The following is a 13,275-nucleotide window of genomic DNA, read 5'->3' on the forward strand; positions in this document are numbered from 1 at the left end:
AGCGGGCTTGCTCGCGAAGGCGGCGTATCAGTCGACTTTATTGTTGCCTGACACACCGCTTTCGCGAGCAAGCTTCGCTCCTACGGGGGACGGCGGCATGTGGGAGCGGGCTTGCTCGCGAAAGCGGCCGTCCATTCAACAAAGATGTTGGCTGGCACGACGCCTTCGCGAGCAAGCCCGCTCCCACAGGGGATTGTGCATGACTGGTGAGTCGCGTTTTTTATGAAGGGCAATCAGCGTTCTGAATGTTTCTCAACAAGCACGTGGGAGAAGGCTAGGGTTGCGGCACAACTATAAAAAGGCATGCCGCAATGACCGCCATGACCCCGTGTCTGGATCGTCCTGGATTCCTTCCTCGCCTGTCATCCCATCACCTGCCCCGGGCGCGGTTGAGCGAGCCGTTACTGGCGTCGCCGGCGCGGGTGAAGTTGCTGTGTGCGCCGGCCGGCAGTGGCAAGAGCGCATTGCTGGCCGAATGTCTGCTGCAGGCTCCGGCCCAATGTCGGGTGGTGTGGCTGGCGTTGACCGGCGTGGTCATGAGCCGAAGTGATTTCTGTCAGCGATTGGCTGAAGTCCTTGAATTGCCCTCGGCCCACGAGTCCGCCGTGCTGGCGTACTTCACTCGGGTACAGACGCCCATCTGGTTGTTTCTCGACGATTATTGCCGTGTGCCCGCGCCGGAACTCGATGGCCTGCTCGATCAACTGCTGGCTGTCAGCAACCCGCTGATCACCTGGTGGCTGAGCGGTCGGCGGCGACCCCACTGCAACTGGCCGCGCCTGTTGCTGGATGACGAGTTGCATGAGTCAGAAGGGCGGACGCTGGCATTCACCCTGGCCGAGATCGAGCACTTGTTGCGTCATGTCGAGGCGACCTTGGCGGCCAAAGCCGCACGGCGAATTTTCCAGCGCAGCGGTGGCTGGTGTGCCGCCGTGCGTATTGCCTTGCTCGACAGTTGCCAATGGGCGCGGGAACATCACTCTTCCGGTCGTTCGACCTTGCTTGATTATTTGCAACACGAACTGTTCGCCAGCCTGCCCGCCGAACTGGCTGAAGCCTGGCAAGTGTTGGCTCATCTGCCCCGGTTCAATGCCAGCCTGTGCGAACACCTGTTCGGTGTCGGGGAGGGCGCGTGCTGGATGCACGAGTTGCAAATGCGCGGGTGTTTTATCGAAGACTGGCAAGCATCGCCGGACTGGTTGCAGGTGTTCGCGCCGCTGCGCCAGTTGATGCGCGATGAGCCGTGGCCGGCCGGTCGCTCCTGGCACCGTCGCGCCTGTCAGTGGTTTTGCGCCGAAGAGGATTGGCAAGCGGCGTTCGAACAGGCGTTATTGGCCGAAGAGTTCGAAGTCGCGATCAGCCTGTTGCAGCATTTCAGTCTCGAACATGTGTTCCTCGGTCAAAACGTAGTGTTGCTGCTGCGCCTGCATGAGCAGCAGGGCGATGAGTTGATGCTCGGCTCGCCGCACTTGGTCGGGCTGGTCACGGCGGCGTTGCTGTTCGCCGGACGCTTCGATCAGGCGGCGAGCTGCATCGCCCAATTGGAGCGATTTGCGCCGCAACCGACCGCGACGCAGCAGCGTCAATTGTTGGCGCGCTGGCAGGCCCAGATGGGTTGGTTGTTGCATCTGCAAGGGCGGATGACGCCTGCGCGGGAGCATTTTCTCCAGGCTCTGGAAGCGCTCGCTGCCGATGCCTGGCCCGCGCGCCTGTTGTGCCTGTCCGGGTTGACCCAACAAGCCCTGCTCAACGCTGAACTTGAAACCGCCCAGGCCCTTAATCGCGAAGCGTTGTGCCTGGCGCGGGCGCAGAACTCCCTGCTGTTTGAAGGCTTGCTCGAACTCGATCACGCGCAGTTGCTGGAACAGCGCGGCGCCGCCGGACGCGCTGAAAGTCTGTTGGCCAATATTCACGAACTGCTCAGTCAACAGCCCGATCCGGCGACGCCGCTGTTGGGTCGAATCGCCCTGCGCCGGGGGCGCCTGGCCTTGAATCAGGGCCAGGATGAACGGGCCGCCGGGTTCTTTGATTCGGGCCTGTACGAATGCTTGCGCAGCCAGGACAAGCGCGTGTTGTACGGCTTCCTCGGCCAGGCGCAACTGGCGGCCAATCAGGGTGACTACGCCCAGGCCTTTATCCGCCTGCGCGATGCCGAACGCCTGATGCAGCAACGGCAAATCCCCGACACGGTGTATCGCGGGGTGTTGTTGCAGGTCAGCAGTCAATTCTGGTTGCAACAGGGCCGACCGGAGTTGGCCCATGAAGCGCTCAGCCGCGTGTTGCGCCATTACCGTGGGCCGAATGCGCGACAGGCGCCGCCCGCGACGTTGGAGTTGATTCCGCGAATTGAATATTTGCTGGTGTTGGCGGAGGTTTATTTGCGGTTGGCGAGCGATCCACTGTCGACTCTTGAAACCATGCGATTGTCGGCCAACAACAATGGAATGTTTGCTCTCGAAGTGGAGTTGCAATTAGTTGCAATGGAAATAGGCTGGATAGAGGGCCGTCGTGAATTCACTCAGAATGCCTTGCAGGAAAGTCTGCAAAAAATTGAAATTTTTCACTGCCGGCAAGCATGGCGCGAGGTGCAACTCCGGCAACCTGGATTGTTGGCGGGGCTGGGTGTTACGCAAGAAAAAAATAAACAGGATATTGCCTGCCTGGATGATGCTCCGATCAGTCAGCGTGAACTGGAAGTATTAAGGTTGATTGCCAGCGGCAAATCCAATCAGCAAATAGCCGAAATACTCTTCATTTCATTGCATACTGTAAAAACCCATGCAAGGCGTATTAATGGAAAGTTGGGGGTTGAGCGCCGCACTCACGCAGTTGCCAGAGCCAAGGAGCTGGGTATGTTGCTGTGAATGGAGGGAGGTTTATCGGTGTATTGTCGGGGTGAGCCGAGTTAAGCGGAGTCCGTGAAAAATATAAAGTAAAGGTTTGTCAGTTATATTTTTTCTGAAGTTTCTATAGTTTTTCTCCAGGGTTCAGAAGATGACATGAGGTCATCACTTCCAGGAGACAGACAATGAGCAAAGAAGTAATTTCGCCGCTGCAAAAAAAATTACAAGAGTTGAAACAGTCTATTGTAGAGCTTGAAAGCGTTGTAGAGGGAATTCCGTCCTTTATTTCCGTGGTTAAACGCTTGCTGTGGAAGAACATTTCCGATGTTGTTCCAGGCTTGACTGTAGATGAGATCTATATTAATCGCCAAGGTCTCGAACCTGGTGGTAGTGAACAGTTCTTCGGGTCTGTTGTTGATGTGTTTCTACACGGTATGTCTCAGGGGTATAAACCAAACTACGAGGAACGTACCGACGGGGTTTATGATCGCCCCGGTGTCTATGCTGATGAGTTTAAAGTAAAGGGGCTTAGTCTTTCTGCTCTCCAGCGTATTTTGTCTGAAAGTATAATTAACGCGAACATCGAAATTCGACAGTATCTGGAAAACTATTGGAAACAATCTGCGGGCCTGGACGCCCAAGGCAGATCGCGCCCGTCGCGATTCTCGGTGCTGCGCTCATGCATGGAAGTCAATTTTTGGAATGAAGTGTCGTTAGCGCGACTGACTAATGAGATTAGCCAGGAAAATGAAGCCAGGTTATATGGGGTTATCAATAATTCTGGTGTTCCTGTGCCCGTTTATGGTGTGTTTCTGGATACTGTTCAAAACGGCACTCAACAACTGATGCAGGCGTTTGTTGTTAATTTGAGTGGCGTCACTGAGGCGGAAATAAAACTGGGGAAAGACTATTACCACTACGCGTTGTATACGGCGGGGTATGGCCTGGAGCGATTTGTTTCTTCCGAGGATATGCATCGGGAGTTGATGCGTAGAGTTGGAAGTATTGAGGATAATGCAAAGCTGGTGAAAGGCTTGCCGATCAGTTTGGCAACTGAGTTGCGCGACCCACCGCAAATTCGATTTCATCGTATTGATGGAAACGTGATCCATAACGGTCTCACGGTTCTTCTGGAAAAACAAAAAAATGAATTGACGTCGTTGTTAAAGCTGCCAAATGACTCAGGACTTCTGGCGTCGCTGGAGTGGACGCAGCAATTGGGCGAATTGCTGGCTACAACCCGCAACCGTTACCTTTTGCTGCAAGAGCGGGTGAGGAAACTTGAGCGACCGGAATGGTTTGTTCGAGCTTCTACTCAGCAACAGCAACAGTATTCGGATCTGGAGCGAGTTATCGAGAAGGATGAAATTGCCTTGCGGGGAATGCTGGGTGAAGTCTCCTCTCTACGGGATTTTTCCAATGGGAAAATTAAAAGCTGGGCTAAGAGCGCCTTCGGTGCTCTCATCGATCCGTCACAAATCGCTGCCAATACCCACCATGAATTCAAACTTGGGCGGCGTACGGTTATCCAAAAAGACAGTTATGTGCTGACTGACTTTGTGCTTTATGGGCTGCATGATCAGGGGCATCGTTCCAAGATCGTATTAAAGGGCAGTCAATTACCCTCGGGATTAAATCAGGCCAGCCTTGAAAGATGGCTGGGTAATCAAGATGTACGTTCGGCCTATCATCAGGAACTGCGCACGCGATACAGTGACCCGCAAGTAAGGTCTGTATTGGTCGACATAGCTGGACGTCGTACAGCGCTGACCTTGTTAGGTGCGGTGCTTCAACATCACATTTCGGATCATGCAAAAGAGTTCGTCGAGCGCGCCCATCAAGGGGATCAAAATATAGCGCTGTCGCGGTGGGGTATGACAGGTGCAAGACACCCGCTGAAAGACATCGTTATGTATAGTCAGCGCGGGGATCTACAAGGTAATTGTGTCATTTATGCTCCTAACTCTCCTGGGGGGCGAACTTGGTATGAATGCTCGAACCGGAAAGTGTTTGAGGATGAACTGGCGAGCTGGACCAGTTCAGAAAAAGGTCGCGATTATATTATGCGAAAGAGCCGCCCGGAAGATCGTGCGTTCATGACGGAATACCTTGGGCGTATCGTAAAGAAGCCAACTGAATGGCGTGGCATCAGTGTGCTCGAGTTGAAGGGTGGCATCGGGTTGGCTCTTGAAAATATTGTGGCCAGTAATATTGAGTTCGTTTATGCAGAAGAGGAAGTGACCACGACTGCAGGATATCGGAACAGTGAGGCTTCTCAAAAACAATATTTTTCCAGATTGACGACTGAACTCAAGGCTCTTCATGCCATCGGCTGCAACGAGGCAAAACTGATTTCGTATGAGAAATTTGCCTACGACCTCATCAAGTCACGCGTTGAAGGTGTTCTGGCGCAGACCGGTAATTACGCCAGTGTAGATCCTGATAGGATCATGATTGAATTGGAGAGCGGGGGGGATATTACCCTGAGTCAACTGATTATTCAGGAAAAGGCTATTGACTTTGGAGGAAGGAATTTTGTTTATCCGCGGTTCAGTTTAAAGTCTGCCCCGGCTGTGCAAGGGTTGGATATTCGCCAGGTTATTTCGTGGTCGAAGACATTGCGACCAGGCGAAAAGTATATTGATATGTTGAAAGAGACTTACTTGAATGAGTCAAACAGCAGCTATGCATTGAGGGTTGAGCATCATCGCGGAATTCAATTGCATGAAATGCATAAGGCCGCACTTTCTGAGCTGTTTCAGGGCCGACTGTCCAAGGCCAGCTATTTAAAGATGGTGAGTGCCATTGAAAAGTTGAAAGTTGATGAGAACAGCACTAACCGTCCGGCCTTTGACTACCCTGATTCGCCGCCAAGGGAGGGGGTATACCACTTCCATCTCGAAGACTGCCTGGTGGAAGGAGTCTATGTTTTTCGTTCGCTGGAGAGTGGTCGGGTCACTGATTTGCTCTATACCCCCAACTCGCCGGATGGGAAGTGGCTGAGGCCGTTGGAGGAGTTTGTCGCATCGGTGAAGCATCAAGGGTTAGGCCAGTATTTCTACGATCGAGTCATGTACAAGGATCAGCGAGTAATCGGCACGTATATCAATAATCTTGAAGTGTCGAACTCAACGCAGGCAACGCCCAAGCTGCGTCTCAATAGTCGAGTAACTGATTTCTCTAAAAGCTATGCGGCGAAGATCAAGCGCGTCATCAGTGATGTCGATGAAAAAACCAAAAGCTTAGGTGAAATTATTTCTGGCCTGGTTTATGAGTCCGTAATCCTCGCGGCATCAGTCATCAGCATCGTTCTTCCACCAGTAGGGATGGCGGTGACGGCGGTACAAGTGGCAAAAGGTGTTCTAGACGGTACGGACGCTTACAACGATGGTGACCGAGCGGCGGCATTCACATTTTTCAGAGATGCATTGATTGAGTTGGCAACTGCCGGAGTGGGGGCGTTACCCGGCTCTGCGGGAACGAAAGCGACGATGTTCTCTTTAATTGGTGACGTAAACACATTGTCCGGTCTATTCACCTCTGCGACAGGACAAAAGCTGGGACCGGCACGAATGCTTGAATTAATGAGCGAGATGCGTCAGCTGGCGCCGGTAGGAGGTAGCTCGACGGTTCTTAAATAACCTCCAAGCAATATGCAAATTTGATTGCTCAAGAACATGTCGAAATTCGTGATTCGGCAATAGTTTAAGCATCTAAGGGCTCATACCCCATCCGCCAACTCACGGCCCGGGTCGCCGCCAGCAAGCGCTGCGCCGCCGGGCCGTCTTCATCGGCGTGGAACAACGACGTCGGGCCGACAATGGTCAGCACCGCAGCGACATTACCCACCGCATTGAATACCGGCGCGGACAAGGCATCCACGCCCGGCATCAGCAAGCCGTGAACATGGTGCAAGCCGCGTTCGCGGATCTGTTCGCGCAAGGTCCCGTAGACCTGATCATCGGCCAGGGCATGGGCTTCGCTGGCCTGGATCTCCAGCTCACGCAACTCCACGGTTTCCCGATCAGGCAGAAAGGCACTGAACACCAGTCCCGTCGAAGAACTGAGCAACGGCAACACCGAACCCAATTGCGTCACCACCGTCACCGCGCGCACCGCCGGTTCGATGTGCACCACGGTTGCGCCCTGATTGCCCCACACCGCCAGAAAGCAGGTTTCGTTCAAGTCATCGCGCAGCTCGGCCAGGGGCAGGGCGGCGACTTTCAGCACGTCCATACTGTTGAGGGCGGCGAGGCCCACGCGCAGGGCTTCACGGCCCAGGCCATAGTGGTTGGTGGCGGTGTTCTGCTCGGCGAAACCGCTGGCGATCAGCGCCTGTAAATAGCGATGAACCTTGCTCGCCGGCATCTGCACGTGTTCGGCCAGGCGCGATAACGAGGTCGAGGGCGACAGTTCGGCCAGGGCCTTGAGGATGTCGGTGCCGACCTCGGCCGAACGGACTTTCTGTTTATCGTTGTTGCGCGGCTTTTCCATGGAGGCGGTCTGAATCCCGGGACGAATGGGCGTCTTTATAGCTTGACGGTCAATACCAATCAAATTACGTTGTGCGTAATTCGATTACGATAAAAACAACCCAGGCGTGCCGAGACCTCTAAAACAGAGCGACAGGCCATTGCCAACTCCCTGTTCAGGAGGCTCCATGAACCCCGATTCAACCGCGCCAGCACTGGCTTATCAGTCAGGCTTCGGCAACGAATTCAGCAGCGAAGCGTTGCCCGGCGCCTTGCCCGTCGGCCAGAACTCCCCGCAAAAAGTCCCGTACGGCCTCTACACCGAACTGTTCTCCGGCACCGCGTTCACCATGGCCCGCAGCGAAGCGCGGCGCACCTGGATGTACCGCATCCAGCCATCGGCCAATCACCCGGCCTTCGTCAAACTTGAACGGCAGTTGGCCGGCGGTCCTTTGGGTGAAGTGACCCCGAATCGCCTGCGCTGGAACCCGCTGGACATCCCGAGCGAGCCCACCGATTTCATCGACGGCCTGGTGAGCATGGCCGCCAACTCCGGCGCGGAAAAACCGGCCGGTATCAGCATCTACAGCTACCGCGCCAACCGTTCCATGGAGCGCGTGTTCTTCAATGCCGACGGCGAACTGCTGCTGGTGCCGGAACAGGGTCGCCTACACATCGCCACTGAACTCGGCGTGCTGGAACTCGAACCCCTGGAAATCGCCGTGTTGCCTCGCGGTCTGAAATTCCGCGTCGAATTGCTCGACCCACAAGCCCGGGGCTACATCGCCGAAAACCACGGCGCGCCACTGCGCCTGCCGGACCTGGGGCCAATCGGCAGCAACGGCCTGGCCAATCCACGGGACTTCCTGACCCCGGTGGCGCATTACGAAGACCTCAAACAACCGACCACCCTGGTGCAGAAATTCCTTGGTCAGTTGTGGGGTTGCGAGCTCAATCATTCGCCGCTGAACGTGGTGGCCTGGCACGGTAACAACGTGCCGTACAAATATGACCTGCGCCGTTTCAACACCATCGGCACCGTGAGTTTCGATCACCCGGACCCATCGATCTTCACCGTCCTGACTTCGCCGACCAGCGTGCATGGCTTGGCGAATCTGGACTTCGTGATCTTCCCGCCGCGCTGGATGGTGGCCGAGAACACCTTCCGTCCACCGTGGTTCCACCGCAACCTGATGAACGAATTCATGGGCCTGATCAAGGGCGAATACGACGCCAAGGCCGAGGGTTTTGTACCGGGCGGCGCGTCCTTGCACAGTTGCATGAGCGCCCATGGCCCGGACGGCGAGAGCTGCACCAAGGCGATCAACGCCGAACTGGCGCCGGCCAAAATCGACAACACCATGGCCTTCATGTTCGAGACCAGCCAGGCGCTGCGCCCGAGCCAGTTCGCCCTCGAATGCCCGCAACTGCAAACCAACTACGACGCCTGCTGGGCCACGCTGCCCGTCACTTTCGACCCGACCCGGAGATAACCCATGACTCAGACTTCCATCACTCGTAGCTGGGTTGCCTCCGCCAACGGCCACGCGGATTTCCCGCTGCAAAACCTGCCGTTGGGTGTGTTCAGCGTAAACGGTTCGGCACCGCGCAGCGGCGTGGCCATCGGCGAACATATTTTCGATCTGGAAGAGGCGCTGGACGCCGGTTTGTTTGACGGCGTTGCGCGTGTTGCAGTTGAAGCAACTCGTGGCGGTCAACTGAATGCGTTTTTTGAACTGGGTCGCGAAGCCCGGGTGGCCCTGCGCGAACGCCTGCTGGAACTGTTCGCCGAAGGCAGCACCCTGCACGGCAAGATCGAAGCCCAAGGCAAAAAACTTTTGCCACTGGCCTCCGATTGCGTGATGCACCTGCCAGCGAAAATCAACGACTACACCGACTTCTACGTCGGCATCGAGCACGCGCAAAACGTCGGCAAGCTGTTCCGCCCGGACAACCCGTTGCTGCCGAACTACAAGTACGTGCCGATCGGCTACCACGGCCGCGCCTCGACCATTCGCCCGTCCGGCACTGACGTGCGTCGTCCGAAGGGCCAGACCCTGCCGGCCGGCCAGACCGAACCGACCTTCGGCCCCTGCGCACGCCTGGACTACGAGCTGGAACTGGGCATCTGGATCGGCCAGGGCAACGACATGGGCGACTCGATAGCGATTGGCGATGCGGCGAATCACATCGCCGGTTTCTGCCTGCTAAACGATTGGTCGGCGCGGGATATCCAGGCCTGGGAATACCAGCCGTTGGGGCCGTTCCTGTCCAAGAGCTTCATCACCAGCATCTCGCCGTGGGTCGTCACCGCTGAAGCTCTGGAGCCGTTCCGCCGAGCGCAACCGGCCCGCCCGGAAGGTGATCCGCTGCCACTGCCGTACCTCACCGACAAGCGCGATCAGGATAGCGGCGCCTTCGACATCGAGCTCGAAGTGCTGCTGCTCACCGAAACCATGCGCGAGCAAAACCTGCCGGCCCATCGCCTGACCCTGAGCAACACCAAGCACATGTACTGGACCGTGGCGCAAATGGTCGCGCACCACAGCGTCAACGGCTGCCAGTTGCAGGCCGGTGATCTGTTCGGCTCGGGCACCTTGTCGGGGCCGGAGGCCGGTCAGTTCGGCAGCCTGCTGGAAATCACCGAGGGCGGTAAAAAACCAATCGAACTGGCGTCGGGCGAAGTGCGCAAGTTCCTGGAGGACGGCGACGAAATCATCCTGCGCGCCCGTTGCAACCGCGACGGTTTCGCCTCCATCGGCTTCGGCGAATGCCGTGGCAAAGTAGTGCCAGCGCGCTAAGGGGATCGGGTCATGGAACTCTATACCTACTACCGCTCGACCTCGTCGTACCGCGTGCGCATTGCGCTGGCGCTGAAGGGCCTGGACTACCAGGCCCTGCCGATCAACCTGATCGCCCCGCCCGGTGGCGAGCACCGGCAGCCGCCGTACCTGGCGATCAACCCGCAAGGTCGGGTGCCGGCCTTGCGTACGGATGCAGGCGATCTGCTGATCCAGTCACCGGCGATCATCGAGTACCTGGAGGAACGTTATCCACAGGTGCCGCTGCTGTCCAAGGACCTCACCGCCCGTGCCCGCGAGCGCGGCTTGGCGGCAGTGATCGGCTGCGATGTGCATCCGCTGCACAACGTCAGCGTGCTGAACAAGTTGCGCCAGTTGGGCCACGATGAACCGCAGGTGGTGGAGTGGATCGGGCACTGGATCAGCCAAGGGCTGGCGACGGTGGAGCAGTTGATCGGTGATGCCGGTTACTGCTTCGGTGAGCAACCGGGGGTGGCGGATGTTTACCTGATTCCGCAGTTGTATGCGGCGGAACGTTTCAATATTTCGCTGGAGGCGTATCCACGGATTCGTCGGGTGGCGGCGTTGGCCGCGACCCACCCGGCCTTCATCAAGGCCCACCCGGCGAACCAGCCCGACACACCCTGAAAACACACACCGCCCCTGTAGGAGCGAGGCTTGCCCGCGAAGGCGGAGTGTCAGCTACATAAATGCCTACTGACACACCGCTTTCGCGGGCAAGCCTCGCTCCTACAAGGGGCCGGGTGATGTCCGCACACCATAAAAACAAAACAGGTAACTTGCGATGCACAACCAAATTGCCAGCTTCCGGGCGGCACTCGACGCCCGTCCTGTGTCCCGCTATCAGTGGTTACTCCTTTTGCTGCTGGCCTTGTTGCTGGTCACCGACGGTTACGATGCGCAAGTCCTGGGTTATGTCGTGCCAGCCCTGGCCCAGGATTGGGGTCTGGAAAAAGCCGCGTTCGGCCCGGTGTTCAGCGCCAACCTGCTGGGCCTGACCCTTGGCTCCCTTGCCGTCACACCGTTGGCGGATCGATTCGGTGTGCGGCGGATTCTGCTCTGCTGCGTGCTGATCTACGCCACCCTCACGGTGCTGATGGTGTTCGCAAATTCCCTTAATACCTTGATGGCTGCCCGATTCATCTGCGGGATCGGCATGGGTGGAGCAATGCCCAGCGCCATGGCATTGATGTCGGAATATTCGCCGCCACGCCTGCGCACTTTGATGGTGACCCTGGCCGCCTGCGGGTTTTCCTTCGGCGGTGCGGCGGGCGGGTTTGTCGCGGCGGGTTTTATCGACAGCTTCGGTTGGCAAGCGGTGTTTCTTGCCGGTGGTGTCACGCCGCTGTTGTTGTTCCCGTTCCTGGCCTGGTTCCTGCCGGAATCCCTGCCGCGCCTGCTGCGCGATGCTCCCCCTTATGCACGCCTGCGCAAAGTCACCGCGCGGATGTTGCCGGACTGGCAACCGCCCGCAGCGTCCATCGCGCAAAACGAGCAGGAGCAGGGCAGCAAACTGACGGTGCTGGAATTGTTTCGCAACGGTTATGCGCGACCGACCTTGCTGATCTGGGCGACCTTTTTCGTCAGCCTGATCCTGCTGTATTTCATGATCAGTTGGTTGCCGACGCTGTTGCTGGAAAGTGGCTTGAAACTCAATCAAGCCAATCTGGTGACCTCGATGTTCCTGTTTGCCGGCACCATTGGCGCGATCTGCATGGCCTGGTTCGCCGACCGTCTAAAACGCAAAGTGCGTCTGCTCTCGGGCGTGCTGGCAGCGGCAGCGCTGTGCACGATTTTGCTGGGGCTGAATCACGACAACCCGCGTTACCTGGTGGCCAGCGTGATCGCCGCCGGGTTCTGCATTATCGGCGGGCAACTGACCCTCAACGCCTTCGCCAGTAACTTCTACCCGGCGCACGTGCGCGCCACCGGCACCGGTTGGGCGCTGGGCGTGGGGCGGTTCGGTTCGATCCTCGGGCCACTGTTTGGCAGCATGCTGCTGGCGATGCACATTCCGGTGCAGCAGATTTTCTTCTTCTGCGCGATACCGGCGGTGATTGCGGCGTTGTTCATCATTCAGGTGCGTTCGCCATCAGAAGCACCGCCAAACCAATGTGGGAGCGGGCTTGCTCGCGAAGGCGTCGTGTCAGCCAATAGTGATGTCGACTGAACGGGCGCTTTCGCGAGCAAGCCCGCTCCCACAGGGAGGATCAGTGGACGACGGAATTTGGGGGCAGGTGCCCCAGGCGTTCCGTCAGGCGAATCCGCTGGATCGGGTCATCACTGAGCAGCAGCGCATGTTCCAGATCAAAACGCTCGGCGTTCGGGCAGTCGAGGCGCTGATACAGGCTGGCCCGGGCCAGGTAGTCGGAGGCGCTGCCGTTGCCCAGCTCCAGCACGCGTTCGGCGTCCACCAGGGCGCCGATGTAGTCATCGTTGGTGAGGTGCAACTGGCGCAGGTTGCGTGACAGCCGCTGGAGCATGTGCACCGGGTCCGCCGTCAGCAAATGCTCGGCGCTGAGTTTGATGTTCGGGCCGTACTGGCGTTGCAGTAAGTCGCGGCAATCGTTGGGGTATAACCGGCGCCCGCCGCACGGGTCGAGCAAATGATCGGCACCCTGCACCCGCAGCAGGAAATGCCCGGGGAAGTTGACCCCGACCATGGGGATTTCCAACCTTCTGGCCAGTTCCAGCGCTATCAACCCCAGGGCCAGCGGCTGCCCACGACGACGCTCCAGCACCTTGTGGATCAATGCCACTTGCGGGCGCAGCGGGGTGAAATCGTCCTGGGCGAACCCCAGGTCATTCATGCGCCGCAACAACGGTTGGGCCAGTTCACTCACCGGCAACATCGGCAGGCCTGAACTGACCCGCTGTTGCAGCTCCGTGAAGTTTGCGAGCACGGCCTCGGGTTTCATCTCGGCATCGTGCTCGGCCGCAATCCACAGCGCCGCCTCGAACAGGGCGGGCGGTGAGCGTTGCAGGCAGTCGAAGAAACGTTGGCGCGGGGTCATCAAAATCTCCGGGGAATGCCTCGTTTTAGCCCCGCCACAGGCTTTCGTCCAGTGTCGTACACATGAGGTTGCAGGTTATGTCCGAAAGCCCTCAAAGGCGCGTTGCTTATTCCGGTGCGCTTCA

General features: G+C 57.6%; 8 protein-coding genes. 6 read left to right on the plus strand and 2 right to left on the minus strand.

The window, feature by feature from the left end:
- The first annotated feature begins 311 nt into the window (after positions 1-311).
- Positions 312-2,864: a helix-turn-helix transcriptional regulator gene (locus BK665_RS11040; protein WP_123405380.1), complete on the plus strand. Its 2,553-nt coding sequence runs from the start codon at positions 312-314 to the stop codon at positions 2,862-2,864.
- Positions 2,865-3,028: 164 nt separating this feature from the next.
- On the plus strand, positions 3,029-6,484 hold the full coding sequence (locus BK665_RS11045) for a dermonecrotic toxin domain-containing protein (protein WP_123405382.1): 3,456 nt from the start codon (positions 3,029-3,031) through the stop codon (positions 6,482-6,484).
- Positions 6,485-6,548: 64 nt separating this feature from the next.
- Here BK665_RS11045 and BK665_RS11050 read toward each other — a convergent pair whose 3' ends face one another.
- Positions 6,549-7,337 carry an IclR family transcriptional regulator gene (locus tag BK665_RS11050; RefSeq protein WP_123405384.1) on the minus strand — a complete coding sequence of 263 codons (789 nt, stop codon included), beginning with the start codon at positions 7,335-7,337 and terminating at the stop codon, positions 6,549-6,551.
- A gap of 166 nt (positions 7,338-7,503) precedes the next feature.
- Here BK665_RS11050 and hmgA point away from each other — a divergent pair, with 166 nt between their 5' ends.
- The 4 genes from hmgA (at position 7,504) to BK665_RS11070 (ending at position 12,307) form a co-directional block, all read left to right on the plus strand.
- Complete coding sequence (gene hmgA / locus BK665_RS11055) at positions 7,504-8,808, plus strand: homogentisate 1,2-dioxygenase (RefSeq protein ID WP_123405387.1); 1,305 nt, start codon at positions 7,504-7,506, stop codon at positions 8,806-8,808.
- 3 nt (positions 8,809-8,811) lie between these two features.
- Positions 8,812-10,116, plus strand: coding sequence for a fumarylacetoacetase (gene fahA / locus BK665_RS11060; protein ID WP_123405389.1), 1,305 nt, complete (start codon positions 8,812-8,814; stop codon positions 10,114-10,116).
- Between the two features lie 12 nt (positions 10,117-10,128).
- Positions 10,129-10,764 carry a maleylacetoacetate isomerase gene (gene maiA / locus BK665_RS11065; RefSeq protein ID WP_123405391.1) on the plus strand — a complete coding sequence of 212 codons (636 nt, stop codon included), beginning with the start codon at positions 10,129-10,131 and terminating at the stop codon, positions 10,762-10,764.
- Positions 10,765-10,921: 157 nt separating this feature from the next.
- Positions 10,922-12,307, plus strand: coding sequence for an MFS transporter (locus tag BK665_RS11070; protein WP_259699596.1), 1,386 nt, complete (start codon positions 10,922-10,924; stop codon positions 12,305-12,307).
- 40 nt (positions 12,308-12,347) lie between these two features.
- Here the strand turns inward: BK665_RS11070 and BK665_RS11080 are convergent, their stop codons facing one another.
- The gene (locus tag BK665_RS11080) at positions 12,348-13,151 is read right to left on the minus strand and encodes a SirB1 family protein (RefSeq protein WP_123405393.1); all 804 of its coding nucleotides are present in this window, start codon (positions 13,149-13,151) and stop codon (positions 12,348-12,350) included.
- Positions 13,152-13,275: the final 124 nt, after the last annotated feature.

Source organism: Pseudomonas frederiksbergensis, assembly GCF_003732665.1.
Classification (GTDB): domain Bacteria; phylum Pseudomonadota; class Gammaproteobacteria; order Pseudomonadales; family Pseudomonadaceae; genus Aquipseudomonas; species Aquipseudomonas frederiksbergensis_G.